This window comes from Candidatus Dechloromonas phosphoritropha (genome assembly GCA_016722705.1).
In the GTDB taxonomy this organism is placed as follows: Bacteria; Pseudomonadota; Gammaproteobacteria; order Burkholderiales; family Rhodocyclaceae; genus Azonexus; species Azonexus phosphoritrophus.
Window position 1 is genome coordinate 382,564 of sequence record JADKGN010000004.1, and the last position, 26,094, is coordinate 408,657.

The following is a 26,094-nucleotide window of genomic DNA, read 5'->3' on the forward strand; positions in this document are numbered from 1 at the left end:
TCTTGCTTAGCGACCGGAATAAACGTTCATGCCGGGGAAGAAAAAGCCGATTTCGACTGCGGCGGTTTCCGGGGCATCCGAGCCGTGCACGGCGTTGGCGTCGATGGATTCGGCGAAATCGGCGCGGATGGTGCCCGCTGCGGCTTCCTTCGGGTTGGTGGCGCCCATCAGTTCGCGGTTCTTGGCAATAGCGCTCTCACCTTCCAGCACCTGGATCATCACCGGGCCGGAAATCATGAAATCAACCAGATCCTTGAAGAAAGGACGGGCCTTGTGCACGGCATAGAACTGGCCAGCTTCCTGCGGCGACAGCCAGGCCATCTTGGCGGCGACGACCTTGAGGCCGTTGGATTCGAAACGGGAGTAAATCTTGCCGATGACGTTCTTGGCGACGGCGTCAGGTTTGATGATGGAGAGAGTGCGTTCGATGGCCATTTGATTGCTCCGCGGTGCTAGACAGTTGAAAAACAGACAATTTTAGCAGATAAGCGGCAAACGCGCCCCGCTCAGCGCGGCGTGTTTGCCGCCAGTTCCACCAGCAGTGGGTCGCGCAGGCGGGCGAATTGCCGTGGCGCAACGTATTGCAGCAATTCCTTGCCATCCTTGTCGACCACCACGTCAAGACCGAACTTCGGGTACAGCAGATGCGTCCGCTTTTCGGAAACGACGATGCGCTCGCCCGGCTCGCCAAAGCGCTGGATGACCGTGGCCTCGTCAAGGTTCACTGTCGGGATGACGCTGATGGCGCGGATCGGCAGCCGGTCGGCCGCCGCCAGATCGTCCGGATGTAGCGTGATGCGGCGCGTCGTGCTCTCCATGTGCTTGGCCTTGACGGCGCGCTCGCGCATCGCGGAAATCGCGTCTTCCGCGGCGTCGACCGTAACGATCATCCGAGCCAGCACAAAACCGAGCGGCACCTGCGAATAGTAGGCTTCGAGCGAGCCGATCTCGTTCGGCTCGGCGATGATCGCCACCTCGATCTCGTCGCCGAGGCGCCGCCGCACGTCGCCCAGCGTGCTTACGCCCGGTTTCAGCCCAAAGACCTCGTTGCCGCCCTGCCCGTCGACGACGATCTGCCATGGCAGATTGGCGTTCGGGTCGACACCTTCCTGCCTGCCGGAACCGGGGATGAAAAACGGCACGATCAGCGCGATCAGGATAAGGGCAATCAGGGACAGGGCGAATTTCATGGGGCGTAAAGCATTGGGTAATGGCCGATTGTGCCACAGCCAGAGTGCCGGCAATGGCGCGGGCGCTCGCTCACTTGTTTGCGGAACATCGTGACCGCGCGATCAAGCGCCGAACGTGGCGACAAAGCCAATAGCGACTGCAACGCCGCGATGCATTCGTCGTCGAACTCGGGCACGGGCGGCTGCGGCTTCTTTTCCGCATCCCGAACCGCCTGCCGGGCCAGCCTGCGGCGCTCGGCATTTGACGGTGCGTTCGTTTCGCGCGCGACGCGTCGCGCAAAAGCCTTCATCGCCTCGAAGACCGGCTCATTGTTCGGGCCGCGCAACTGGGCGAGACGATACTTGGGCAGATCGTCGATGGCTTCATCCTCGAACAGCGCTGTGGTTCCCTGCGCCAAGGATGTATCGCCAGCCGGTTGTAGTTGCGCGCACACTGGCCCAGAAGGTGTTGGCGCCAGCCATCACGGCAAGCGACGCCAGCACCACGCCATTGAGGCATGAATGAAAAGCGAGCGGCGCGTCGGGCCGGATATCCACCAGGTCGCCGCGCGCATCATCGGTCACGGACTGCGCCAACAGGTCCAGTAGGGCATCGTCGAGCACCGCTCCGGCAAGGTGAAAAACCGGCACGCAGCCATCGTCCAGCAGGAGCCAGAGTCGCGCCTGCTCGTCGCGGTCATGCCCCACCAGCATGGCACCGGGCAACCAGAGGCATTCGCGCCAGCGGCGGCCGGGAACGACATCCGATGAATCGCGCCGTGCGGCGAACATTGAGCAAATCCCTCCTTGGAAGCGAATTTCCCGAATCCGGCCCGTTTTCCGGGTTGACCGTGGCATCGCGGGCGGTACGGACAGTGAGTGCGGTATCGCCGAATACAGGCTCAAAATATGAGCCTCACAAGGCGTTATCATGCGGGCGTCCATTGGATGAGAAAATGACAACATCCACTCAAATCCGCATGGCCTGGCTGTGCTGGCTGGTCGCGGTCATGCTGTTCTTCTCCGGCTAATTGGGAGCCGGCGGGGTCATTTTGTTACTGCTTGCGGTGGGCTTTGTCTTGAACCTGGCCGCCATTGCGAGATGGTTTATTCGGTAGCCATAAGCTTGGCAAATAGGCATCTTGATATCGCGAAAGAACAGCTCGACATCCCAGCGTTGGAAATACAGATCCGCCTGTTCCGAGGCCGCGTAGCGCGACGCATCGGTCAGGGTCGTCACGAGATAAACCTAGAAACCGTAGTTGGACGCTCCCGATGGTGCGTTTGGGCGGGTGGCTGGCGCGAAGCGACAACGCGGCAGGCTCATGCCTGCAAGGTGGAGCGACAAAACCAGACGCCCGACCGGACGTGCCAGCGGGTGCGTAGCGCGCTCACCCATCGGGTGATCTTTGTCAAAGGCACGAAAGCTAGTATTCATGAGGCTTCTCAAAGGAATCCAAGCGGTCAACTGCGGTTTTTAGTCACTAACCAGTTCAATCATCACAAATCATGAGAAGAATTCAGGATGCGCAAGCCATGGTTGGCACTATGTTGAAGCGGGTCAATGAGCAGGCCGCAGCGACGACTGAACGTCCCAATCGAGTGAGGTAGTAGCGATAGGTATGAGTGACTTTCTTGATCAAGCCGAGCGTACGCAGTCGGGCAAGTTGGCGCGACATGGCGGACGGAGTGAGCTTCAGATAGCTGAGAAGATCGGCACGACGCCAACCGTGAATGTTGAACTCGCCGCGTTGCATGGTTTGCAGCAAGGCTTTCTCGGCAGGATCAAAGAAGTTCACCCCTTTGACACCGGGAGCCGCCCCCAACCGTGGCATGCTCAATCGCTCCAAGTCACGCTCGCCGGCACTGGGGTCATCGAGGCTGGAGAGGAACGCCAGGTAACGTTGGTTGCAGCCGAGCAGGATGTCGCGCAGGTCGATCAGGCTATAGATTGTCTTCTTCAGGGGCGCCAATTCTCGGGTGGCGTGCCTGTCCTTGTGTTCCACCTTGCGGTGGTGTTTGAAGAAACTCACGTCATTGACGGTCGTTTCGACCCGCAGTACGCGGGAGAATTTGTCATACACCTTGACGCCAGCGGCGCCCATGGTGTGCTTGATGCAGCGCCCCTCGATACGGGTGGACAACCGGGAACCGATCTCCTGGGCCAGTTGTGGCGTGACCTTCTTGCCCAGAAAGCTGGAGACGCGTTCTGCGTTGGCGGCCAAGACCGCTTGGCGCGAAATGGCGTCATACAGTGGAACCCATATCTGCTCACTGCGAAACATCAGGTCGGTGGAGTATTCGACTTGGCGCAGGCTCCAGTGATACGAGGATCCAAAGACGTCAAGCACTGGGCACAACCACTGCGCATAGCGATCCAGTCGCGGGTGAAGTACGTCGGGACTGAACGCATCCGCCAGCGCCTGCGCCTGCGCGATGTCGGCGACACGCAGGAAGGCGTTGTCCTGCTGGAGGAAGTCGATCCTTTCTCGCGTCAGAGTTCTTGCCAGAGCGCTGTGACCATTACAGTAGAACTGCAACCCGAACGGTGCCCACGTCGGCACACGCAGGTAGCACAACCCCAGTTCCTCGTCGATGAAATAGAAGTAGTCGTGCAGGCACTTGCCTTGATCGGGGCGCAGGTAAGTCTTGCCACTGCCTTTGTCATGCCACGGTTTGTAGCTCGGACAGGCTTCCATGGCCGAGAGCACATGCACCAAACCCGGTGCGTCGCCGCGACCGGCGAGCACTCGCGCGACCAACTCTTCCTTGCGAATATGGCTTTTGCTGACGTGCTCGATTTCAATACCCGCCGCCAGACACACCTCCTGCGCACGCTCACGAATGCGATCTCGCAGCGGCTCGGCAAATCGCGGGTAGTCGAATACCCGAATTCCGTGCGTGTACAAATAACTCGTCATTCCTGCCGCGTAGCACGCACCAGGCAGCGTGCCGGTGATAATGATCCGGTCAAAGCACGAAAGCACACCATGCATGTTCGTCGCGTATCGTTCCGCCAGAGCCATCGCCAACATGATCGCCTCCTCGGTCATTCGTCAGGCTTCTATCGTAATACCTGTTTGGTTCCGGCTCGTCCGGCTTAGGATAAATGGACTGGTTGCGCATACCAGGAGCGGTGATCGTCACCTTGATCTGGCGCAGATTGAGATGGTCGGGAAGCGTCAGCCATTCCTCATGAGAGTAGCTCAGATTCTTGTTCCAGACAGGCTTGGGCCACGTCATCAGCAAATCGTCCGGTCCCAGCACTGCTGCAGTTGCGGCTGCCTCTACGGACGTCCGTCGCGCCAAGGTCATAACGGTGTCCACGCCCAGTTCCTGGAATTTCCAGACGTCGTAGTAGCTGCAAAAACCCTAGTTGCCCATCGTGATGTCGCCCCGTTTGAACTCTCCCCATTGCTGGTGCAAAAGAGTCGGTTCGCCGTCTTTGGAGTGACCCAGCGACCACCACCACGCGCCGATTTCTCTACCAGCGATTCCGTCTCCGTTGCTGCAAGTGTTCGGCAGTGTGCTTGATTATGCGATGTAGTCCGCTTGGTTCCAGTTTGCCTCTCGCCTGACAGTACGCCGAGGTCGATGTGGAACGCAGTGGCATCGAGCGGGCAGCGGGAAACGCTTGCATCTTGCGAACGACCTCCTGGCAACCGCCATCTGCGTCAAGAACCTGGGTGAAAAATCCCCGGAAGGTGTTCGCCTTGCTGAATATCCGCCGCCGACTGAAAATTACCTCCCGGCTCATTACCCAGTAGATGAAATTCCGGGAGGAAAAGCGCACCATTTATCATGCTCAATTCGCTCATTTACCCAATTAGCATTCAAATGGAATTCGGTCGTTTCGGCTTAACTTGGCACCATTTGGGTCTATCCCAGATTTCCCGCACCGCGCCGCGCGCCCGCCCGCCGCCCAGGCGAATATGAGCTTATCCGTAAATAGTGAATAATCACAACCCATGCGCGACGATCGCGTTTGGAGCGATGATGGCAAAAGCCAAATCATGCGAAGCGACCGAGGAATTCTGGAAGCACGTTGAGCCACTGATTCCGATACGCCAGCAACTGGCGGATCAGAGCTACGTCTGCAAGGCTGGCGGTGGGCGCAAGCCCAATGAACCCAGGCTGGTCTTCGATGCGATTGTTTTCAAGGCGGACTCGCGTTCGACGTCGTGCCAGGTCCCCAGTGCGGCAAGCACGCGATCCTTCTCGATGCGCTTGATACGCGCCTCGTTTTCGCCACCTCGTCCGTCGAACAGCACGATTCCCAGGCCCCCAGCGGCAAGCGCGGGACATGCACGGCATGGCGCGCCACCGGCTCGAGCAGGTCGATATAGGCACCCGGCGTAAGCACCTCACGGCAGTCAAAACGCAGCTGGTTCATCAATGCTATTATGTGCAAAATCAAAGCACAGGTGAAAAATATGGTGTCATTGAACCCACCAGTCTGCGACTTCGGTTTGCCGGCCACCGACTTTGATCTACCCGGCACCGACGGGCACCGCCACACGCTGGCCAATTGCCGGGGGCCAAACGGCCTGCTGGTAATGTTCATCTGCAACCACTGCCCCTACGTCAAGGCCGTCATCGAGCGCATCGTGCGCGATACCCGCGAACTGGCCGCCTTCGGCATCGGCAGCGTGGCGATCATGAGCAACGACGTGGCGACTTATCCCGAGGATTCGCTCGAGCACATGACCCAACTGGCGCAGCAGCTCGGCTTCCCCTTCCCCTACCTTTACGACGAATCCCAGGCGGTGGCACGCGCCTATGACGCCGTGTGCACGCCGGATTTCTTCGGCTACAACGGCAGGCTGGAGCTTCAGTATCGCGGGCGTCTCGATGCCTCGGGACGCAATCCGAACCCGCCCGACGCTCCGCGCGAACTGTTCGCAGCGATGCGCCAGATCGCCAAAAGCGGACAAGGCCCCACAGAGCAGACAGCGTCAATCGGCTGCTCGATCAAGTGGCGAGCCGACTAAGGCAGCGTTCTTGTTACTGTTCGCGCCCTTCCGCTTGCGCATGCGCATCGAGGCGATCAAGCACGAACCCGGCCACGTTGCCGACAAGACGATTTCCGACCCGAATCGAGAAGTAGACGCTGTCGGCGATTTTTAGGTGCGCCTGCTCGATCACCTGAACCGGTACCGCAAGCGGCCTGATTCGAGCCAGTAGTCCATAGGGCAGACGTGTCATCGCGCGCTGCACCTCGTTGATGGCGAGCGCAGCCGCATCTATTGTTTCCTCGGCGAGTTCCTTGGCGCCGCGAATCTGGCGGAGGGTCTTGGCTTCCATGAAAATTCCTTTCAGGCGCTCGCGCACCATTGCTTGATCCGGCCATAGACCGCTTCGTCGTGTGCCAACTGCATGTGCGCTACTCCCGGGAACAGTGCAACGTGTTCGCCTGCCTGCGGCGGTTGCACAAGCCCGTCGCCAAAAAGCCTGGACGCCAGATGTTCGGGATCGTCGGTCACCGTACCCGCGATCATGTAGTGCTTTGCACTGGCCAACCAGGGCACACTGTCGGTAAAGTCGACACCCTCAAGCAGCGTGCCATGACGCAAATCCTTTATCCCCTGGCTGCGCTGGTTGGCGATATCGCCAACCAGCGCGCTCACCGGATGCGGTACCGCGTGCAATAACTTCGTCACCAGATGCCCCATCCGTTCAAGAGCCGCCCCCTCATGGGGAGTGCCCAGATAAAAGATCCGGCTGACCTTGCTGACCCAGCCCGCCTCGCGACCCGCGCCGTAATGGCAGGCCGCCCGCAACACCAGCCCGCCCATGCTATGGCCGATCAAAACCAGATCGTCAACCGGCACCGGATAGGCGGCGAGCAAGCGTTCAAGCAGCGTATCGAGTGTCTGGCCGTTGTAGGCGATCGGCAGGCCGGTGTTGTAACGCAGCGAAAACGGTGTGTAACCGAGATCGTGCTGCAATGCGCTGCCGTAGGAACGCGCGTGATCGCCAGGAAAACCCCAGGCGCCTTCATGACAGCATAGCCCGTGGACCAGCACGCACAACTTGCCCGTCGGCGACGGACAGGCGGCGTTCAGCGCTTCCGGCGACAGTTTCAGTGGCAGGTTGTTCCGGTAGAAGGCCATGTCGATGGCCAGCCCATTGTCACGATCGCTCAGGTAATCCCCGAAGCAGCCGTTGAGGAAACTTGCCGCCGTGTCGCCCCAAGCCGGCCAGGGAGCGGAATTGCTATTTTCGTCGGCCATGCCAAATTTCCGTCCGGATGCAATTGATAAGATTTCGAGCCTACGCCGGAAACGATCACCTAAGTAGGCTACATCGTCAAATTTGTCGCCCCGGCCTATAGTGCTCCCTATTTTCAAGACAGCGGTTTAAGCTGTGCGCTGTCATGAGGGATGAGAAGTGATGCAAGAAGTGAGGAAGAGGAAGATCCATTCGCCCGAATTCAAGGCGAAGGTAGGGCTGGAGGCCGTGCGAGGGATGAAGACGATCAATGAGATTGGTCAGGAGTACGGTGTTCATCCGGTGCAGGTCGGACAGTGGAAGAAGGAGATTCAGGAACAAGCCAAGACATTGCCCTGAATTCGTGTTCATTTATCATATATCAAGTCCAACCCATTGAATTTGTGTGAGTATTAGACATCATCACACGTCACCCAATTGACCATGCCCCGCTTCGAAGTCAAACAAACCAGCAAGCTCTATCTGACCAGAATGGCACTTACTTAACGTTCAACTCTTTGATGCAAATGATGAAACAGGCTGGATCGACGCGTGATAAGTTGGCGTCGCCAAACACCCAACCCGCCCACGATGAGCCAGCCCAAATGCATCCTATCCGCAGTACACGCACAGCAACACCGAACGGTCAAGGCCCACGCTGCCCAGAGCGACGCCTATGCGTTTTTCAACCTGTTGATGGGGCCGGAATTGTTCGATGCCGTGGAATCTGAACTGCCGCCCCACCGAGAAAGGCAATATCCCCCGACGGAGACGTTGTCGATGTTTCTGGCCCAAGCGCTGAGCACCGATTGTTCCTGCCAGAAGGCAGTCAATGACCGTGCGGTCAAATGCCTGGTTGGCGGCCTGGTGCCGGGCAGCACCCACACGGGCGCCTATTGCCGGGCGCGAAAGCGCTTGCCTTTGAAGATGCTCAGTACACTGGCGTGCCACGTGGGGCAAAGAGTCGCCACGCAGGCGCCGACAGCTTGGCATTGGCGGGGTCGTCCCGTCCGTCTGGCCCCGCAACCGACGAGCCAGAAGCCGGGGTTGGGTTTCCCGCAGTGCCGGATCGTTGGGCTCGTTTGTTTGGGTAGCGGGGCGGTCCTCAATGCCGCGACCGGCTCCTGTCGGGGCAAGGGCAGCGATGAGCAGTCGTTGCTGCGTTCGATATTCGATTCCCTGGAGCAGGGTGATTTACTGTTGGGCGACGCCTTCTACGCCACCTACTTTCTCCTCTGCTCATTACGCGAGCGGTGCATTGATGCGGTGTTTGAACAAAATGGCGCGCGGCAACGCACCACCGATTTTTGCCGAGGTCGGCTGTTGGGGCAGCGCGATCATCTGATCGTGCTGCCAAAACCCGCCAGCAAACCCGACTGGATGCCTCAGGCCGACTACGATCAGTCCCCCGAGAGTCTGACCGTACGCGAGCTTCGGGTCGGCGGCAAGACACTGGTGACGACATTGCTTTGCCCAAAACAAACCGACAAGACGGCCTTGAAATCGCTCTATCGGGATCGCTGGCACGTTGAACTCGATCTGCGCAACATCAAGACCACGCTCGGCATGGAACGACTGAGTTGCCTGACGCCTGCGATGGCGATCAAGGAAATCTGGGTCTATCTGCTCGCCTACAATCTGATTCGGTTAATGATGGCTCAGGCTGCGATGCTCTCCCACAGATTGCCGCGCCAACTGAGCTTCAAGCATACCGTGCAAATCTGGCTCGCCTGGGCACCCTTTGCGAGCCGTAGCCATCACAACATACACAGCGAACTATTCGTTTTAATCGCCCAACAACAGGTCGGTAACCGACCGGGCCGGATCGAGCCTCGCGCCGTCAAACGACGACCTAAACCCTATCCAATGCTCACCAAACCACGTAATCTCGCCAAAGCTATCGTCATGAAAAATGGACATCCCAAAAAGCTTAAGTAAGTGCCATTCGGGGCTGGCACCACTAACCGATGAAAGCCGGCGTGACTTGCTCGAAATCTTTGATGACCGGCATGGCACGCGGTCAACCATCATCACCAGCCAGTTGCCTGTGAAGCATTGGCATGAGGCCATCGGTGATCCGACGCTGACGGATGCGATTCTCGACCGTTTGGTGCATCAGGCGCATAGCCTGAACCTTGATGGCGAATCGCTGCGAAAAAAAGGGAAACCACAAGAACCCGAGGCCACCCCGTGAACCTGTGTCCGAACTCCCCGAGTTGCCCACCGCCGGCCGTCAGCCAGCCTGCTATGGAAGGAGCGCAGCCTGCCGGCCGACCGTGAATAACTCTATATGGCGCGACAAAAACTTGACCCCCATGACATCTACAGAGTAAAACCCTGAAACCCCGCGTCAATACGCTCCGACTGTCCAGTTTGCTCCAGAATGCGTGTCCAGTTTGGCTCGGAATCGCTGTCCAGATTCGTCGGAATACGCATCTACGGCTGAAGCTGCCCATCTACGATGGATATCTCTTTAAATACCTCGCCCGCTCGCACAACGATCAGGGCTGTCATGCCCCGTTGCTGCGCCAGTTCTGTCGCAGCCGGGGCGCCCATCACCAGCAGCGCGGTGGCCCAGGCGTCGGCCAGCATGCAGGTAGGCATCACCACCGTGACCGATGCGATGCGGTTGTCCACGGGCCGTCCGCTCCGCGGGTCCATGGTGTGGGCAAAGTGCTTGTCCGCCACCTTGACCCAATGGCGGTAGTCGCCCGAGGTGGCAATGGCCGCATCGATAAGCTCCATCACGCCCATGACTTCACGCACATGGCGCACGGGCTTTTCGATGGCGACGGCCCAAGCTTGTCCACCAGGTTTGGTGCCCTTGGCACGCATTTCTCCATCGATGCCGACCAGGTAACAGGTGATGCCAAAACCATCGAGGCAGTGGGCCATGGCATCCACACCGTAGCCCTTGGCGATACCCGACAGGTCCAGCGCAATGGCTTCCTGCTTGCGCACGCGCTGGTGAACCAGGTCGACTTCCAACACCGCGCTTGCGGCGCGCTGCGTGCGCTGCCCGAGGGCGCGAATCTGCTGCGCATGGAGCTGCTGTCCGGTCGGCCCAAAGCCCCAGGCGTTGACCAGTTCCCCCACGCCAATATCAAACGCGCCCCGGGATTGGATGCCGACGCGCACGGCGGCATCCAATACCGCCAACAGCTCGGCCGGTACGGCATGCCATTGGTGCGCAGGCGCCGCATTGAGACGGTTCAGGTCGGAGTCGGGTTTCCAGGTGGACATTTGCCGGTCCACCTGATCGACGGCTGCAAACAGGGCTGTGCCGATGGCACCCAGGTTGATGTTGGTGGGCGCAAAAAATACGGCGCTGTAACGGGTGCCCATGGTTTCACCGTTCAGGGTGTGGCGCTGCAAGGCAGGGACTGACTCTGGGGGCGCTTCAGAACACGTCTTCACGGTAGCGACCTTGTGCTTTGAGGGTGGCCACGCTGAGGTTCAAAGAGACCAGGATCTCATCAAGCGCCTGTGCAATGCTTTTTGCCATGGTCCGGCTGCCGCACACCAGCACTTGCGCCTCGTTCTCCAGCAGTTCGCGCAACTGCGTGGCGTCAGCCAGCACACGGTCCTGCACATAGGACCCATTCTGGATACGCGAAAAAGCGGCGTGCAGGCCCGTCAGGCGGCCGTCGGCCAAATACGCGTCAAGTTCGGGTTTGTACAGAAAATCGGATGCCGGGTCGCGCCCGCCCCAAAACAGGAACATCGGGTGTTTGCCCGTATTGTTACGGATAAACCCGGCCAATGGACCTATTCCCGTGCCTGAGCCGATCAGTATTACCGGCGCCTTCCCCGCAGCAGGCCGGAAGTCGGGATGCAGCTGAATGAAAGCATCCATGCGACCACCCGGCGGTAGGCCATGCAAAAACTCCGAGCACAGGCCGCCTGGCAGCTTGCGGACACAAATCTCCAGAAAACCGTCACCCGACTTGCTGGCCAGCGAATAAAACCTGGGAATCGCGCTGCCGGGTGGCACAACCCCGAGCAAGTCACCCACTTCAAAATGCGGCAGCCCATGGCCTCCGAGCAGCCCCATCACATGACCTTTGAAGCCCTGCGGTGGCACGGCCGCGAAACGCAGGATGCTCGTAGGCGCCTGCACTGCTTCGCCATAATCGGCCCGCTCAATCAGCTCAAAAGCGTCGGTCCGGGGGCGCTTGGGTGTGTGCACCAGGTTCAACTCGTGGCCGATCATCTGCCCCACGGCGTTGCCCCAGCGCGTGAAGGCCTGGCCCGACTGCCGGTCGATGGTGTCGATCTCCAGTAGTCGATTCCACCCCTGCGCGAGCAGTGTCGCTTCCACGTCGTAGGCGAACTTGCAAAACTGCGGGAACTGCCGGTCACCAAAACCCAATACGGCAAACCCGATTTTGGAAGGGGATTTGACCTTGCCCAGTCGCGCCAGAAATTGATTGGCTGAACTGGGGGCATCGCCGTCGCCATAGGTGGCCGTGAGGATGAAAAGGCGCTCGGCTTTAGGGTATTCGGCGGCCAACTGGTTCATCGCCGCCGTATGCACACGCAGGCCGGCTTTGCGGAGGGCTTCATGAAGCGTATTGGCAAAGCCCCAGGTACTGTTGCTTTCGCTGCCGACCAAAATGATGGTGTCAGCCAAATTGGCCGCGCTGTTACCCACAATGCGCGGCATCGACTGTCGCCGCTGCCACCACGTCAAGGCCCCTGTGGCGCTCAGCAGTGGCACGCTCAGCGCACACAAGCCCAGCAGCAACGCCAACCACCAGAGACCTTCCCCAGTGTGGAGTTTGTAGATGAGCTCGTAGGCTTGGCGAAAGCCACCATACGGCTGGTATGACAAGAGAGCGCCGCTGCTGGGGTCGACATAGCCCTCTCCCTGGTCCGTGGCCAGGGAATAAACACCGCTAGAGTCACCAGGGCTGGGGTAAACCAGTTCGCGTAAGTTATTCAGATCGGTTGCGACGAGCGCTGACAACGCGGTAACCGGTGCAGCAGGCCCGCCCGCCACTGCGCTCGGAAAATCCGGCTCGTCCTGCATGCCGTCGGAAATCAATGCAAAAGTCGCCGCCGACATGTACAGGCCAGTGAGGGCCGACAGTAACAAGCCCAGCACCACCACACGCCCCACCTGGGTGTGCCAGCGCTGTATAAAATTGCCACGCAGCGAATCTGCAAGGTGCCGCCACCCTCCCAAACGCCGGACCAGCAAAACCGAACCGGAAACCGACAGCACCAGCATGGCCAGCGCAATCAGTCCCGAAGCCACACGCCCCGGGGTGTCGAGCAACCAGGATCGGTGCAAACTTTTCGTCCAGCGCGAGAAGGGCGAAACGGCGTGCGGCACTATGCCCCGGCCAGTTTGCGGGTCGACACGGTCTACTCCCGTCTGCCCATCCTGGTTGTAGTACACAATGACGGAGCCCGACGGGGAGCGCTGAATCTGCTCAGCCCCCGGGTAATGCTGCGCGACCCGGCCGGCCAGCGTGGCGACGTTGATCTGGCCGTTGGCAGGGATGGTGCTGCCCCATCTTTCCAGCGCGGGATCGAGCGACAGGATGGCGCCACTGATGGCCAGAACCACCGCCAGCACGGCGACCACCAGCCCCAAAAATGAATGCAGCCTACGCAAACCGATTACATGTCGTAAGTGAAGGATTTGATATAGCCACGCCCTGCGACCGGCTTGCTCTTGTCCTTGGTGGTCAGGGGAATACGCACCTCGGCAGGGTTGTCGCGTTGGTCTTCAACGGCCGTGTCTACGCGGATTTCGTAGCCCGCGTCGATCAATGCATCGGCCAGTTCCACCGTGACCTTCAAACTGCGGCCACTGCCAACACTGGCACCGCTCACGCCGTCGAACTCACTGGCTTTCATGCCGCTGCCGCGCGCCCAGTCGCGCAGATTTTTGTAGTACTTGGCTTTTTTGCCCGCGACCCAGAGCGTCTTTTTGTATTGCCCTGCGGCATCGGTGACATAAATGGCCAGATACGCGCCATTGCCGGAGTAGCTTTGCAATTGGGTCGTCAAAGTCACAGGGCGTGCCTGCACCGCGACGGGCAATGCCAAAACCCCCACCAGGCAGAGTGAAGTAGTCAGTTTTTTCATCATCCATTCCTTAGCCCGAATTTTTCATAAAAGCAGGCGAATCTCGTTTAACCCATTGATATAATAGGGGTTACGCCAATAACGCTTCGTAAGAAGCCTAAACGAGACCGCCTATGGACTATTCTATCCCAACCCAGCTTCACTTTCCCGCCAGCGCCGGATTTACGATCCGGGCAGAGTTTGACGGCGGGGCGATGTCCTCCGACTTTGGCGCACTCCTGTTGCGTGGCATCGACCTGCAAATCGGCCTGATTCCCCGCCTGGTCAGCGCGATTCACGACAAACGCCACGCCTCGTACATTGACCATCCCCTGGCCGACCTGCTCCGCCAGCGGATATTCCAGACCGCCAGCGGTTACGCCGACGGTAATGACGCCAACACGCTGCGGCGCGATCCGCTGTTCAAACTGGCGGTCGGTCGTGCCCCGCTGGACGAGGGAAATGACCTGGCCTCCGGCCCCACGCTCTCCCGGCTCGAAAACAGCGTATCGCGCAAAGACATTTACCGCCTGGCCAAAAGCTTCGTCGACGCCTTCATCGCCAGCTACGCCCAAGCGCCTGCCGTGATCGTGCTCGATATGGATCACTCGGAGGATGCCACTCACGGGCAGCAGGAACTGGCGTTCTATAACCCCCACTACGGGAATCACTGCTACCTGCCGCTGTTTCTCTTCGAAGGACTTTCCGGGAAGTTCATTACTGCCGTCCTGCGTCCGGGCAAACGCCCGACTGGCAAGGAGAACGCGGCCATCATCAAGCGCGTGCTGCGCTTGCTCCGCCAGGCTTGGCCCGAGACCCACATCATTCTGCGCGGGGATGGCCACTTCTCGAATCCCGAACTGATGGCCTTGTGCGCGTCCGATCCGCATCTGGACTTCCTCTTCGGCCTGGCCGGCAACCCGGTGCTCTCGCCCAAGGCCGAGCCGCTGCTGAAGAAAGCCCGTGCGCTGCACCAGACACACAGCGCCAACGCCCAGCGCCTGGGGAACGCCGAGCCTGCGGCGACACGACTGTACGACGATATCGAGTATCAGGCGGGCTCGTGGCCCAAGGCTTACCGCGTGGTGGTCAAGGCCGAGGTGATGGCCTTGGGTGACAACCCGCGGTACGTGGTGACCTCGCTGTCCGACCCGACGCCTGATGTGCTTTACAAAGAGCTGTACTGTGCTCGAGGGCAGGACGAGAACTTCATCAAGGCGGTGAAGAACGACTTGGCCAGTGACCGGACCTCCGATCATGCCTTCCTCGCCAATCACCTGCGGCTGTTCTATTCGTGTGCGGCGTATGGGTTGATTCACGGCTTGCGCGAGAACACGCTGGTGCATACGGAACTGGCCAAGGCGCAACCGCTGTCGATTATCCTGAAACTCTTTAAGTTGGCGGTGCGCGTGGTGCAGTACAAGGATCGGATCAAGCTGTCCTTGCCTACGTCGTGTCCGATGAAGGGGGTGCTGGCGCGGGTGACCGAGTTGCTTTACCTCGTCCCGCGCCCGCCGGCCTGATCGACTCGGCGACGCCGTCTCATGCTACCGACTCGAATCCGCTTGAGCGGAGGTCAGGTCTCGCCAGCGCTCTGTCCAGGGATCGATGGCGGCAGGGTGTGATGCCCAAAAGTTGGGGTATTTGGCCGATCGTGGCGGGTTGCCAGCAAAATTCGCAGCAAGCTGACTCGCATCACGGCTGGAATGGCACGACATTGACATCACGCGGCGGGTTTATGAAACATCCGGGTTAGAAAATGCGCATGGGGACATTGTGCGTTCGCCAGATGAAGGCCAGCTTAACGCGATGATTTCTATTTGGAGTCTTGACCGCGCTCGCGGCGCCTTTCACCGTGCTCGTCATCTTTGGTCTCCATTTTGAGAACCTTCAGTGAATCGGGCGCATATTTGGCTTTGAAGCGTTTTCCCTGCGCATCTACGCCACGAACCTCGTAGCAGTCGTCGTCCACCTTGATGCGGTGCACCTGCAACCCCTGCTGCTCCAATTGCTTGCGCAAAACTTCACGCGGCTGCCAGGCGGACACGGGTGCGTTGCATTCGGTATCAGCCCACAGCGCACCGCTGGTCAGCAACCCGGCCAGTATGGCCCCCGCAAATACAAGAGATTTCATGGTGGTTCTCCTGGCTCAGTCGTATGCGCAATGCGTCCGTTGGGTGTGTTGTAACACCGCTTGCTTTGCCGCACTTTGCGTTAGGACAAACGGCGGCCTAAACGGCCTTTGTAAGGATAGGAAATTCAAAGCCATTTTCGCAGTGTGTCTTGCGTTTCAGTCATGGTCAATCTTGAAAGTAGTGCTGAAGAAGCCTGAAAACCCGCCCCGGCATGCCCGTTGTCGATGCCTGAGGCTACTTGGGCGGCGGACGTTTGCCGCGCAGGTGGCCTCAGGCATGAGTCGCCCCCGACGAACGAGTCGGTTCGTCTTGTGCCCTACCACGCGACGCGCTGGTCGAACTCGTCCCAACAAGGGACTTGCTTCGCGGCATAATCCGGTTCTGGCTTGGCCTGTGGGTCAATTTCGCCAGGTTCGCCGCCCGGCATCTCCCACAGCGACGGACCGCGAGCCGGCATGAGACGCGGCGGCGAAGTCGGCTCGCCCAAGTGACCGAGAATCTCCCAGATCATCGCCACTTCGGGGAGGAAGGCGATGATCTGCATTTTATGTCTCAGGTAAACTACGCAGCAGGTTAAGCGGCATCGCCGCGGCCAGAGCTAAAAATGTGCAGTGTGGCGTTGAGAACTGCGGGGTCGCGTTCCAGGTGATAGCCCAGCCGCTTGAGGCGTAGCGACACCGGTCGTACTGCAACATGCCACCTCTGGAACCGACATGATTGTCGCTGTCCGGCACGGAGGCGGTTTCACCAATGAAAGACTCCTCGGCAGTGTTGCGCGCAATGTTCTTTCCACGCCACTTGCGACATTTTCCTGGCACCCTGAACGCCGGGACGAAAACCGAGAATTGCCGGGCCGCACCGGGCACGGGCGGCTTGTTGCGTCGCTGACATCCCTCTCGTTCTCGGGTTATTCCTGTGGAATTCGCTCAAGGGTGGCATTCAGGTCGCCCGCCTGGCTCGCGGCCTCTTCCTCGACGCCGAAATAAGTCCCCTCCATCGGCGATATCCAGTACCTGAAGTTACATAAATAAAGCCTCGGCCACCGAACCAATCCTCTCAACTTAGTCCATAGTCATACGGCGGGTTTGTAAGCAAAGGACAGGTGAGGCTTTCGCTGGTTTGGCCGAGGTCGAGCACGATCAGGGATAAATTTCTGAAGGTTTTTGACGATTTCCGAGAAGATTTCCTTGGTAACTCGGGTGGTGATTTGCTGCACACCCGCCAAGACTCGGGGCAAGATACGACGTACGGTATTGAAGGCCATCGTCCGATTCACTCGCCATGGCGAATCGCTGGGCAGCCGCTCTTCCGCAGCCAGGTAGGTGGCCAGGGCATTGAGATTGTCACACACCATCTTGGCCCCAACATCCTGGCAGGCGGCCAGCCAAGTCAGGCCGGACGTGTGCTCCAGATTGAGCCGGTGTTTGATGCGCTTGAACGCCTCCTCGATACGCCAACGGCTGTGATAAAGGGCTGAGAAGCTTGTGGCCGGATACCGCGCGGTATCAAGCAAGGAGGTCATCAAGACCCGTACCTTGCCAGTCGGCGTCACCTGACGAATCAGGCGAACCATAGAAGGCAGACGCGGACACTCGTAATCAATGGCATCCTGACGATGCGGTGGCGGCAATGTCACCTGCGCCTCATCTTCTCCGGATCGCATGAACTGGGTGATGGCAGAAAAGGAAGCGGACGAATCACAACGTATGCAAAAGGGGATACCTCGATGCAACAGCGCCGCGACCAACCAGGCACCCGGATACCCGCGATCAAGCACCAGCATGTCCTGAGCACCGAGTCGGTCAAGCCGCTCAAACAACATCTGACGTTCGCCGACCAGCGAACTGTGCAAAATCAGCGAGTCGAACAATTCGATCCCTGGCCGAAACAAACCGAAGATGGCCGCTTCTCGAATATGGCGGCGCCCTTCCAGGTCAAGCAAGGTCAGACGTACCTTCGATGCATCCGCCGCCAAGACCCGCAAGCCTTGCCAGTCCGGCTGCTGCGGAACGACCTCATCGACCAGGCGCAGCAATTCTGTATTGAGCGGCTCAAAGAGATTGGCGACCAGATGGCTGCGCGCCTTTGAGAAGGCACTGGCCGTGATCGCCCGACAAAGGCGGGTTCTTCCGGCAAGCAGGGCAAAGCAGGAATCAAGCTCCGCCTGAACTGCGCCGCGAATGCCGGTGAGCAGGAAAGCGATCAGATTCGTGAATGGCAATTCACGGTTTCGGGTGAAAAACCGAGGCTCGCGGCGGGCGGCGGCAAGGAAATTGGCGCCATGAATGTAGTCCGTTAGCCGTGAAACGATATTGGCATATTTAGGCCGTCATATAACGCCTATTTATATCAATTGGTTACATGCTCGATTATATCTTGGCGCGGCCAGATGGCAAAGTTGCCAAAATTAGATGACAGACCGCTAAGTCAAGAGGATTGGCCACCGAACCACCACATACCCAAGTAACTTCATTTTTGGCCGTTTTTCGACGTCGACCGCAACAGTCGGAATCCACCTGCCCCGTTCGGCCGCCAGGGGGACGCCGAGCGTGGTGCGCAGGCGAAGTGCCATACTGACAGGCAAAAAACACCCGCCGTAGCGGGTGCCAGAATGAGCATGGATTTGTGATTTATGGCTTGACGGTAATACTGTTGGTTACACCGCGTACGCCCGGCGTGCTGCGTGCGATCGTCTCGGCACTGGCTTTTTCCGACGCATTTTTGGCGAAGCCGGAAAGCTGGACATTGCCCTTGAGCGTTTCGACGGAGATAGCCATTGCACTGACTTTCGGGTCTTCGGCAAACTTCGCCTTGACCCGTGTAGTAATGGTTGCGTCATCGACGTATTCGCCGACCGTCGATTGGTCACGCGTGACCGCGCAGCCAACGGTAGTAAAGGCCAGAAGGCCGGATAAAGCGAGAGTCATGGCAGTTTTTTTCATTTGATTCTCCTGAATTATCAGATCACATGGCTGACAGATCCGCGACTTACGGTTACCAGCCTCCTGCTACGCTTCTCACTGTATGGATGGCGCCGTTCATGGTCTGTACGACGATGCCGAATCATTCGTAGGGTGATTCCTACACCTGTCGGCATGACGTTTGATTGCTGTCGGACAAGTCCCACAGCTCATTCAGTATCAACCTACGGATTCGCCTTTTGCAGACGACTACATTTGAGTCATGCGCAACGCCGCATTGAAAGGCGGGAATCAAGCCCCAGCTTCATCAATCTTCAAAAGGAGAACGCAAATGAACTCAGACACCATCGCCGGCAACTGGAAACAACTCAAAGGCAAAGTTAAAGAACAGTGGGGCGACCTGACCGATGACGATCTGACGATCATCGACGGCCAGTTCGACGTTCTTACCGGCAGACTCCAGGAACGTTACGGCTACACCCGCGACGAAGCGGAAAAGCGCCTCAAAGAGTGGGAGAGCACCCTCAGCTGAGCAACGCAAGATTTGACCAAAACAGAAAAGGAGAACGCCATGCTTCACTACGCCGCTGTATTTTTTATCATCGCACTCATAGCCGCTGTCTTCGGATTTGGCGGGATCGCGGCCGGAGCCGTGGAAATATCTAAATTGCTGTTTTTTGTATTTATCATCCTGGCAATTGGCACCTTCGTCGTCAACCTGCTTAGTGGCAGGCGATGAGCAGCTCGATTCCGCCTGCGCACTGAGTCAACAAGGGACTGCCTACACGCAGTCCTTTTCGCGTTGAACTTCAGGCTGCCCCCAAGGTCAATGCCATACACATAACCGATGAGCAAAACCTTGGACCCAATGCGCGTTTCCAAATCGCACCTCGAACGCTGGCCTTACAGCCGCATCTGGCCGCATCTTTTTGTCATCATCGGCATCGTCCTGATTTCGACCGTGCTGATCCTCAATCACAAGCTTTCCGTTGTGAGCGCCGAAGGCATGCAAACGGTCCGTGCGAATAGCAGCCGTATCGACCGGCTTGATGAATTGCTTTTACTTCTGGTCGATGCTGAAACGAGCGTGCGTGGCTACCTGCTCACCCATAGCGATCCTTACCTCGAGCCATTCAAGCAGAAGACGCAACGGCTCGCAGTCCTGCTCAAGGAACTTGCTGACGATTACCCAGCCAGCAATCCCTTGCACGGCAATTTCGCGACCATGCACGACTATGCGCTCGCGAAAAGCGAATACCTGGCCGCTGCCGCTGATGCGGGACGGGTGCTGCAAAAAATTGAATCAGGCGAAAGCGGCGCCGGGAAAATCATGATGGATGAGATCCGCAAGGAAATCGCCATCCTCAAAGGCTATCGCCTGGGCGAGAATGCAAGACTTGAGGCCGAGGCAGAAGCACGTCTTAAGAAATTCCAGTGGGTGATGTACGGCCTGGCAATTGGCGCATTTACCCTGGTAATCGCCCTGTTTGCCGTGCAACAGCGGCAGATACGCATGCGTTCGGAGATGCGTGCGCTGCTGGAAAGCGAAAATGCGCATCTTGAATCAACGGTATTGCTACGCACAGGCGAGCTGATCGACCTTGCAAGTTACCTGACTAACGCGCGCGAGGCCGAACGCGATCGTCTGGCCCGCGAACTGCATGACGAACTCGGCGCCCTGCTGGTCGTTGCCAAGATGGATGCCAACTGGCTGTTGCGCTCTCTTGGCGCGCATTCTGACCAGGGGATTCGTGACCGTTTCCAGCGCCTGATCGACAATATCGGTGCCAGTATCCGCCTCAAACGCAGCATCATTGACGACCTGCGGCCACCGCTGCTGCATGGACTTGGTCTGCTCGAAGCATTGCGCGGCCTGGCTGACAGTTTAAGAGGCGACATCCCGATCGCACTCGAATTGCCGGCCGAAGATCCGCAACTTGTCGAGGCGCAATCACTTGCGCTCTTCCGCATCGCTCAGGAATCGCTGACCAATATCCGCAAGTACGCACAGGCCACTCAGATACAGCTTGGCCTTGCCGTCGTCGATGAAAGAATCGTTTTATGGGTGGCCGATAACGGTAACGGCTTTGACCCCAGCAAGACGGGAATCAAGCGGCATGGCCTGGCCGGCATGAAGCATCGTGTTCAAATGTTCGGTGGCAAATTCACGGTTACCTCGGCACCAGGCACAGGAACCCGCATCGAGGCGCGCATGCCGATGCAAAGAGCGGAAATAACTGCGTGAGCGCCTTCCATAGCGCTGTCAATCGACAACCAGGCCGTTGTGGTAGGCGTAGGTAGCCAATTCGGCATTGCTGCTGACTTCAAGCTTTTCAAGCAGGCGCGAACGGTAGGTCGACACGGTCTTGACGCTAAGGTTGAGTACGTCGGCGATAGTCGATACCGTCTCGCCTTTTGCCAAACGCAGGAACACCTGCAATTCACGCTCGGAAAGGCTTTCATGCGGCGCCGCCTCCGTTTCGCCAACCAGGCTGCCGGCGAGCAATTCGGCTGTTTTCCCTGAAATATAGCGCCGCCCCTGGGCGACGGTCCGAATGGCTTTGAGCAGTTCCTCGCGCTCGCAGTCCTTGCAAAGGTAACCGTTGGCGCCGTTGCGCATCATGGGCAAGGCGTAGCGTTCTTCCGGGAAACCGGAAAGCACCAGCACCTTCATCTGCTCATAATGCTGACGTACCGTGCGCAAGACATCGATCCCGCTTTGGCCGGGTAGCGAAAGATCGAGCAGAAGCACGTCACACGGCTTTTCGCGTAGCAACTTCAGAGCCTCCTCGCCAGATGCCGCCTCGAACTCAACGCTAATGCCGAGTTCGTTGGCAAGCATCTCCCGAAAGCCCGCGCGGACAATGCTGTGATCATCGACAATTGCCAGACGAATCATGATCTGCACCCTTTTCTTGAGGCCGTGTGTCGGCCAACCATTGTGATCGCCGGCCAGACAAATCCTACAGGCCAATCAACCTTGTCGGACAGAAGCTCGCTCGAACTTCGCCTAGGCTACTATTATTCTGTGTCGGCAGCTTTATTCTGCGCATCATTCAGGCAATCAATGGGCGACATCCGGGAGACGTGACACCGTGAAAGAAACCGCAAAATGCGATAGCAAGTTGCGAGTTCTCATTATCGAGGACTCGGCTGAATTGCGCACCTTGCTGACCGGAATGCTGGACGAGATCCCCGGCGTTGATCTCGTCGGTTTCGCCGAAACCGAGAATACTGCACTCGACATGCTCGCTGCTGAGCAGCCTGACATTGCCATTATCGATCTTGAACTCAAGTCCGGAAACGGACTCAACGTACTGGCGCGACAGGCGAACTCCATCATGAAGTCTGATGGCATTAAAAAACTGGTTTTCTCCAACTACGCGAACGCCGTCATCCGTAAGCGCTGCAGCGCACTCGGCGCCACCGCGTTCTTCGATAAATCATTCCAGATGGACGAGTTGCTCGATCTCATCGAGCTTGAAGCAAAATTACTTGCAAATCGCTGAGCGTATCAGCGGCCGGCGTGAAGTCCGGGAATCACATTTTTGGCTGTTTTCCCGCGTTGACCGTAACAGCCTGCCCGGCACTGCAACATCAACGATAATTGCGCATACCCAACGACACCACCATCCCGCCGGAAGGATAGGAAATTAAAGGCCACTTCCGCAGTATGTCTTGCGTTTCAGTCATAGTCATGGCCAATCTTGAAAGTAGTGCTGAAGGAACCTGAAAACTCGCCCCGGCATGCCCGTTGTCGATGCCTGAGGCCAGCTGGGCGGCGGACGTTTGCCGCGCACAGATGGCCACGGGCACGAGTCGCCCCCGACGAGCGAGTCTGTTCGTCTTGTGTCCTGCCACGCGATGCGCTGGTCGAACTCGTCCCGCCAGGGGATTTGCTTCGCGGCATAGTCCCGTCCTGGCTGGGCCCGTGGGTCAATTTTGCCAGGTTCGCCGCCCGGTATCTCCCACAGCGGCGGACCGCGAGCCTGCATCATGCGCGCTGGCGCGCTCGCTGATCGCCGAACTCCGCGAGCACGGCATCACCCAGTTGGCGACGATGGCCTGCCACGGCGCTGTACGCGCCTGCCGCCTGCTCAGCGCGCCGGAAATGAACGCGCTGCTGCGCCAGATGGAAGAAACCGAACGCGCCGGCCAGTGCAATCACGGCCGGCCGACATGGACCGAACTAGGCCTCGATCAACTCGACAAGCCATTTCTGCGCGGCCAGTAAATCAGCGCTCAGGCAATTGCTGACAAATGACTTGACACCATCAATCAGGCTAATTAAATTGCTGCCGAGGCAGTTACCACCCCGGCAGACATAGATGAACACCCCTCGACCGCTCTACCAAGCAGAGACTTATCGTGCCGAAAACAGCACCGGCTACCTGGTCAACAAGCTGGCGCAAGTCGTCGCCCGCGAAATCGATCGCCGCATGATTGATCTCGGCCTGACCGATGCTCAGTGGCGGCCGCTGCTGCTGATCGGCCAGGGTTTGTGCACTACCGCCGCCGATCTTTCGCGAATGGCTTTCCAGAACACCGGCGCTGTTACCCGCCTGCTCGACCGCCTGGAAGCGAAAGCACTGATTCGCCGCATACGCTCTGCTGACGACCGCCGGGTCGTTCATCTCGAACTGACCGAAGCCGGCAAACAGGTCGCCGCCGAGGTGCCGAAAATTCTCGCCCATTACGCCAACCAGGTACTGGCCGGCTTCTCCGAAGACGAATTTGAGCAGTTTAAAAAGTTCTTGAATCGCGCCCTGAGCAATGCGCTGGCCCTTGAAGAAAGTGGTGTCGCGTCATGATCCGATTGTTTCGCCGTGGTGCATTACTTACCGGCATCGCCCTGCTGGCTGGTTGTGCCAGTTACTCGGGCATCGCGCCGGAAGCGAGGCAGCTTGACGGCGCGGCTCTCGAACGCCAGGCGGCGGCGATCCCGACCGTCACCTGGCCGAAGACGGACTGGTGGCAGGATTTTCACGATCCGGTACTCAGCAACCTGATCGGGCAGGCATTGGCCGACAGTCCAAACCTGCAGGCGTCCGTGGCTCGTCTCAACCGCGCCAAGGCGGTCAGCGGGCTGGCGGAAAGCGCGCTGTGGCCCCAGGTCAATGCCACGCTATCGTCCAACCGCCAGCGTTTCAGCGAGCGCGGACTGATTCCGCCGCCCTATGCCGGCACCCGGCAAAACGTCAATGAACTCCAGTTCGGCGGCCAGTGGGAGATCGATTTTTTCGGCAAGAACCGCGCCGGTCTTGAAGCGGCAATCGGCGAACTGCGCGCCAACGAGGCGGACCATCAGGCCGCGCGCCAGATGCTGGCAACCAATGTTGCCCGCCGTTACTACAATCTGGCCCAGCAGATCGCCCAGCGCGCGCTCGCGGAACAACGAAAGCAGCAGCGCAGCGACCTGGCAGGCCTTGTCGAGCGCCGATTCAAGGCCGGCCTGGATACCCGGGTCGAACTCGAATCGGCACAGGGGACGATTCCCGAAAGTGCCCGCGACATCGCCGCACTCGATGCGCAGATCGCGGTCAGCCGCCATGCCCTGGCTGTACTGACCGGCCAGGCGCCAAATGCCGTCGACGCCGTCACGCCGACGCTTCCGCAAACCTCGCCACTGGCGCTGCCGGCAGCGCTGCCAGCGAATCTTCTAGGTCACCGCGCCGATGTCGCAGCCGCTCGCTGGCGCGTTGAATCCGCATTGCATGGCCTTGAATACACTCAGGCAATGTTTTACCCGAATATCAACCTGCGCTTCTTCACCGGATTTTCCGCAATCGGATTCGACCACTGGCTCGATGCCGGCAGCCGGGTACCCGGCATTGGCATCGCCGTCAGCCTGCCAATTTTCGATGCCGGCCGCCTGCGCAGCCTTTATCACCTGTCCGCCGGCTTCGTCGATAGTTCGGTATCGACCTACAACGCAACCCTGCTCGATGCCCTGCGCGACGTCGCCGACCAATTATCGACACTACAGGCACTGGAAACCCAACTGGCTCACCAGAAATCTGCCGAGGCCAGCGCCCAGCGCAGCTACGACCTGGCCTTGCAGCGCTTTCAGGCGGATATCAGCGACCGCCTCAACGTGCTCGACGTCGAAACCAAACTAATCGCCCAACAGCAAATCTCGGTCGACCTTCAGGCACGCCGGATCGACACCCGCATCCTACTGATCCATGCGCTTGGCGGCGGTTTCACGGAAGACCCGGCTCCTGCAGTAGTGCCGGTCGCCGCATCCGAACCCGTCACCAACTGAAGCAGCCCGGCAGAAATTACGGACACCCATCATGCAACCTGAAAGCACTCCCGCCATTGCTCCCGAGGCGCTCGAGAAAAAGCGCAGCCGGCGCCTGCTCCTGCTCGGCGTGGCCTGCCTGCTCGCGGCGCTGGCCTATGGCATCTACTGGCTGCTGGTCGCCCGCTACAAGGTCGATACCGACAACGCCTACGTCCAGGGCAACGTGGTCCAGATCACGCCGCAAGTCGGCGGCACCATCATCGCCATCGATGCCGACGACACCGACAGCGTCAAACTGGGCCAGACTCTGGTTCGCCTCGACACCAAGGATGCCCGGGTCGCTCTCGAACAGGCCGAGGCCCAACTCGGGCAGACGGTGCGCGAAGTGCGTGCGACCTTTGCTAACAACAAGGCCCTGCTGGCAACCGTCGATGCCCGCGCAGCGGCGCTGGCCCGCAGCCAGGCCGAACTGAACCGGCTGAGCGCCGACCTCGCCCGCCGTACGCCACTGGTCGGCAGCGGCGCCGTTTCGAAGGAGGAAGTCCAGCATTTGCAAACCGCCGTCGCCAACGCCCGTTCCGAACAGGTCGCAGCCCAGGCCAGCCTGGCCGAAGCCCGCGAACAACTGGCCAGGAACCAAACGCTGACCGACGGCACCAGCGTCGAAAACCATCCGCGTGTCCTTGCCGCGGCAGGCAAGTACCGCGAAGCCTTTCTCAACTACCAGCGCCTGACCATCGTCGCGCCGGTGGCGGGCACCGTGGCGCGGCGCAGCGTCCAGATCGGCCAGCGCGTGGCCGCCGGTGTGCCGCTCATGGCCATCGTGCCGCTCGACAATTTGTGGGTCGATGCGAATTTCAAGGAATCCCAGCTGGAAAACCTGAAAATCGGGCAGCCGGCGCGGTTGACCGCGGATGTCTATGGCCACCGCACCGAATACAAGGGCGTCATCGCCGGCCTCGGCGCCGGCACCGGCGCCGCCTTCTCGCTCCTGCCGGCCCAGAATGCAACCGGAAACTGGATCAAGGTCGTACAGCGGATTCCTGTTCGCATTGCCCTCGATCCCAAGGAATTCGAATCGTATCCCTTGCGGGTCGGCCTCTCGATGGAGGTTACGGTCGATATCCACGACCAGTCGGGCCAGGCCGTCACCGAGGCCGCTCACGCCCGCCTGCCCAACACGACCGATGTCTTCGACGATCTCGACAAGGCCGCTGACGCCAGGGTCGACGCCATCGTTTCTGCCAACCTCGGGCATCCGGTATCGCTGAAGCGCGCCAGCTGAACGCCGGCTACCAGGCAACGACACGTACCGCGATGATTTCCGACCTCGC

Annotated in this window: 29 protein-coding genes and 3 pseudogenes; 14 read left to right on the top strand and 18 right to left on the bottom strand. The window is 59.1% G+C overall.

The window, feature by feature from the left end; translation table 11 throughout:
• Nucleotides 1–6: 6 nt before the first annotated feature.
• From ndk to IPP03_07460, 4 genes are all read right to left on the bottom strand, one after another.
• Nucleotides 7–435 carry a nucleoside-diphosphate kinase gene (ndk, locus tag IPP03_07445; protein ID MBL0352485.1) on the bottom strand — a complete coding sequence of 143 codons (429 nt, stop codon included), beginning with the start codon at nucleotides 433–435 and terminating at the stop codon, nucleotides 7–9.
• A 71-nt stretch (nucleotides 436–506) separates the two neighbouring features.
• Entirely contained in the window at nucleotides 507–1,190 is a 684-nt protein-coding gene (locus IPP03_07450; GenBank protein ID MBL0352486.1) for a hypothetical protein, read from the bottom strand.
• Nucleotides 1,187–1,588 (bottom strand): hypothetical protein, encoded by a 402-nt coding sequence (locus IPP03_07455; GenBank protein ID MBL0352487.1) that lies wholly within the window; start codon nucleotides 1,586–1,588, stop codon nucleotides 1,187–1,189. The genes IPP03_07450 and IPP03_07455 overlap by 4 nt, the downstream gene beginning before the upstream one ends.
• Complete coding sequence (locus tag IPP03_07460; GenBank protein ID MBL0352488.1) at nucleotides 1,554–1,961, bottom strand: hypothetical protein; 408 nt, start codon at nucleotides 1,959–1,961, stop codon at nucleotides 1,554–1,556. Before IPP03_07460 ends, IPP03_07455 begins: the two co-directional genes overlap by 35 nt.
• On the opposite strand from IPP03_07460, the gene IPP03_07465 reads away from it, so the two are divergent.
• The gene (locus tag IPP03_07465; protein MBL0352489.1) at nucleotides 1,961–2,200 is read left to right on the top strand and encodes a hypothetical protein; all 240 of its coding nucleotides are present in this window, start codon (nucleotides 1,961–1,963) and stop codon (nucleotides 2,198–2,200) included. The two genes, IPP03_07460 and IPP03_07465, sit on opposite strands and share 1 nt — an antisense overlap.
• Here the strand turns inward: IPP03_07465 and IPP03_07470 are convergent.
• The 4 genes from IPP03_07470 to IPP03_07485 form a co-directional block, all read right to left on the bottom strand.
• Nucleotides 2,197–2,409 (bottom strand): hypothetical protein, encoded by a 213-nt coding sequence (locus IPP03_07470; protein MBL0352490.1) that lies wholly within the window; start codon nucleotides 2,407–2,409, stop codon nucleotides 2,197–2,199. The two genes, IPP03_07465 and IPP03_07470, sit on opposite strands and share 4 nt — an antisense overlap.
• 280 nt (nucleotides 2,410–2,689) lie before the next feature.
• On the bottom strand, nucleotides 2,690–4,222 hold the full coding sequence (locus tag IPP03_07475; protein MBL0352491.1) for a MarR family transcriptional regulator: 1,533 nt from the start codon (nucleotides 4,220–4,222) through the stop codon (nucleotides 2,690–2,692).
• Nucleotides 4,140–4,496 (bottom strand): hypothetical protein, encoded by a 357-nt coding sequence (locus tag IPP03_07480; GenBank protein MBL0352492.1) that lies wholly within the window; start codon nucleotides 4,494–4,496, stop codon nucleotides 4,140–4,142. The genes IPP03_07475 and IPP03_07480 overlap by 83 nt, the downstream gene beginning before the upstream one ends.
• A 761-nt stretch (nucleotides 4,497–5,257) precedes the next feature.
• On the bottom strand, nucleotides 5,258–5,440 hold the full coding sequence (locus tag IPP03_07485; GenBank protein ID MBL0352493.1) for a hypothetical protein: 183 nt from the start codon (nucleotides 5,438–5,440) through the stop codon (nucleotides 5,258–5,260).
• 162 nt (nucleotides 5,441–5,602) lie between these two features.
• On the opposite strand from IPP03_07485, the gene IPP03_07490 reads away from it, so the two are divergent.
• A complete protein-coding gene (locus IPP03_07490; GenBank protein ID MBL0352494.1) occupies nucleotides 5,603–6,160 on the top strand; it encodes a thioredoxin family protein in 558 nt (185 codons plus the stop codon).
• Between the two features lie 13 nt (nucleotides 6,161–6,173).
• Here the strand turns inward: IPP03_07490 and IPP03_07495 are convergent, their stop codons facing one another.
• Nucleotides 6,174–6,473, bottom strand: a complete 300-nt coding sequence (locus IPP03_07495) for a hypothetical protein (GenBank protein MBL0352495.1) — start codon at nucleotides 6,471–6,473, stop codon at nucleotides 6,174–6,176.
• A gap of 11 nt (nucleotides 6,474–6,484) precedes the next feature.
• The gene (locus tag IPP03_07500) at nucleotides 6,485–7,402 is read right to left on the bottom strand and encodes an alpha/beta fold hydrolase (protein ID MBL0352496.1); all 918 of its coding nucleotides are present in this window, start codon (nucleotides 7,400–7,402) and stop codon (nucleotides 6,485–6,487) included.
• A 160-nt stretch (nucleotides 7,403–7,562) separates the two neighbouring features.
• On the opposite strand from IPP03_07500, the pseudogene IPP03_07505 reads away from it, so the two are divergent.
• From IPP03_07505 to IPP03_07515, 3 genes and pseudogenes are all read left to right on the top strand, one after another.
• Nucleotides 7,563–7,733 (top strand): annotated as a pseudogene (locus IPP03_07505) (transposase).
• A gap of 237 nt (nucleotides 7,734–7,970) precedes the next feature.
• Nucleotides 7,971–9,317 (top strand): IS4 family transposase, encoded by a 1,347-nt coding sequence (locus IPP03_07510; GenBank protein MBL0352497.1) that lies wholly within the window; start codon nucleotides 7,971–7,973, stop codon nucleotides 9,315–9,317.
• Nucleotides 9,318–9,327: 10 nt separating this feature from the next.
• A pseudogene (locus IPP03_07515) lies at nucleotides 9,328–9,573 on the top strand (ATP-binding protein).
• Nucleotides 9,574–9,815: 242 nt separating this feature from the next.
• Here IPP03_07515 and IPP03_07520 read toward each other — a convergent pair.
• From IPP03_07520 to IPP03_07530, 3 genes are read right to left on the bottom strand one after another with little or no spacing between them, the layout of a single operon-like run.
• Nucleotides 9,816–10,724, bottom strand: coding sequence for an FAD:protein FMN transferase (locus IPP03_07520; protein MBL0352498.1), 909 nt, complete (start codon nucleotides 10,722–10,724; stop codon nucleotides 9,816–9,818).
• A gap of 55 nt (nucleotides 10,725–10,779) precedes the next feature.
• Nucleotides 10,780–13,002, bottom strand: coding sequence for a PepSY domain-containing protein (locus tag IPP03_07525; GenBank protein MBL0352499.1), 2,223 nt, complete (start codon nucleotides 13,000–13,002; stop codon nucleotides 10,780–10,782).
• Nucleotides 13,003–13,007: 5 nt separating this feature from the next.
• Entirely contained in the window at nucleotides 13,008–13,478 is a 471-nt protein-coding gene (locus IPP03_07530) for a DUF2271 domain-containing protein (protein MBL0352500.1), read from the bottom strand.
• A 113-nt stretch (nucleotides 13,479–13,591) separates the two neighbouring features.
• Here IPP03_07530 and IPP03_07535 point away from each other — a divergent pair, with 113 nt between their 5' ends.
• Nucleotides 13,592–14,980, top strand: coding sequence for an IS1380 family transposase (locus tag IPP03_07535; protein MBL0352501.1), 1,389 nt, complete (start codon nucleotides 13,592–13,594; stop codon nucleotides 14,978–14,980).
• Between the two features lie 293 nt (nucleotides 14,981–15,273).
• Here the strand turns inward: IPP03_07535 and IPP03_07540 are convergent, their stop codons facing one another.
• The 4 genes from IPP03_07540 to IPP03_07555 form a co-directional block, all read right to left on the bottom strand.
• Complete coding sequence (locus IPP03_07540; GenBank protein MBL0352502.1) at nucleotides 15,274–15,591, bottom strand: PepSY domain-containing protein; 318 nt, start codon at nucleotides 15,589–15,591, stop codon at nucleotides 15,274–15,276.
• A gap of 317 nt (nucleotides 15,592–15,908) precedes the next feature.
• A complete protein-coding gene (locus IPP03_07545; protein MBL0352503.1) occupies nucleotides 15,909–16,136 on the bottom strand; it encodes a hypothetical protein in 228 nt (75 codons plus the stop codon).
• 528 nt (nucleotides 16,137–16,664) lie between these two features.
• Nucleotides 16,665–17,879, bottom strand: coding sequence for an IS4 family transposase (locus IPP03_07550; protein ID MBL0352504.1), 1,215 nt, complete (start codon nucleotides 17,877–17,879; stop codon nucleotides 16,665–16,667).
• Between the two features lie 343 nt (nucleotides 17,880–18,222).
• Complete coding sequence (locus tag IPP03_07555; protein ID MBL0352505.1) at nucleotides 18,223–18,534, bottom strand: BON domain-containing protein; 312 nt, start codon at nucleotides 18,532–18,534, stop codon at nucleotides 18,223–18,225.
• 310 nt (nucleotides 18,535–18,844) lie between these two features.
• Here IPP03_07555 and IPP03_07560 point away from each other — a divergent pair, with 310 nt between their 5' ends.
• From IPP03_07560 to IPP03_07570, 3 genes are all read left to right on the top strand, one after another.
• Nucleotides 18,845–19,045 carry a CsbD family protein gene (locus IPP03_07560; protein MBL0352506.1) on the top strand — a complete coding sequence of 67 codons (201 nt, stop codon included), beginning with the start codon at nucleotides 18,845–18,847 and terminating at the stop codon, nucleotides 19,043–19,045.
• Between the two features lie 39 nt (nucleotides 19,046–19,084).
• Nucleotides 19,085–19,252 (top strand): DUF1328 domain-containing protein, encoded by a 168-nt coding sequence (locus IPP03_07565; protein ID MBL0352507.1) that lies wholly within the window; start codon nucleotides 19,085–19,087, stop codon nucleotides 19,250–19,252.
• A 108-nt stretch (nucleotides 19,253–19,360) separates the two neighbouring features.
• Nucleotides 19,361–20,758 (top strand): CHASE3 domain-containing protein, encoded by a 1,398-nt coding sequence (locus IPP03_07570; protein MBL0352508.1) that lies wholly within the window; start codon nucleotides 19,361–19,363, stop codon nucleotides 20,756–20,758.
• Between the two features lie 18 nt (nucleotides 20,759–20,776).
• Here the strand turns inward: IPP03_07570 and IPP03_07575 are convergent, their stop codons facing one another.
• A complete protein-coding gene (locus IPP03_07575) occupies nucleotides 20,777–21,412 on the bottom strand; it encodes a response regulator transcription factor (protein ID MBL0352509.1) in 636 nt (211 codons plus the stop codon).
• A gap of 196 nt (nucleotides 21,413–21,608) precedes the next feature.
• Between IPP03_07575 and IPP03_07580 the strand changes: the two genes are divergently transcribed.
• The 5 genes and pseudogenes from IPP03_07580 (at nucleotide 21,609) to IPP03_07600 (ending at nucleotide 26,045) form a co-directional block, all read left to right on the top strand.
• Nucleotides 21,609–22,022 carry a response regulator gene (locus IPP03_07580; protein MBL0352510.1) on the top strand — a complete coding sequence of 138 codons (414 nt, stop codon included), beginning with the start codon at nucleotides 21,609–21,611 and terminating at the stop codon, nucleotides 22,020–22,022.
• Nucleotides 22,023–22,516: 494 nt separating this feature from the next.
• A pseudogene (gene mutL / locus IPP03_07585) lies at nucleotides 22,517–22,747 on the top strand (DNA mismatch repair protein MutL).
• A 94-nt stretch (nucleotides 22,748–22,841) separates the two neighbouring features.
• Complete coding sequence (locus IPP03_07590; protein ID MBL0352511.1) at nucleotides 22,842–23,324, top strand: MarR family transcriptional regulator; 483 nt, start codon at nucleotides 22,842–22,844, stop codon at nucleotides 23,322–23,324.
• Complete coding sequence (locus IPP03_07595) at nucleotides 23,321–24,778, top strand: efflux transporter outer membrane subunit (protein ID MBL0352512.1); 1,458 nt, start codon at nucleotides 23,321–23,323, stop codon at nucleotides 24,776–24,778. Before IPP03_07590 ends, IPP03_07595 begins: the two co-directional genes overlap by 4 nt.
• Nucleotides 24,779–24,809: 31 nt before the next feature.
• Nucleotides 24,810–26,045, top strand: coding sequence for an efflux RND transporter periplasmic adaptor subunit (locus tag IPP03_07600; GenBank protein MBL0352513.1), 1,236 nt, complete (start codon nucleotides 24,810–24,812; stop codon nucleotides 26,043–26,045).
• Nucleotides 26,046–26,094: the final 49 nt, after the last annotated feature.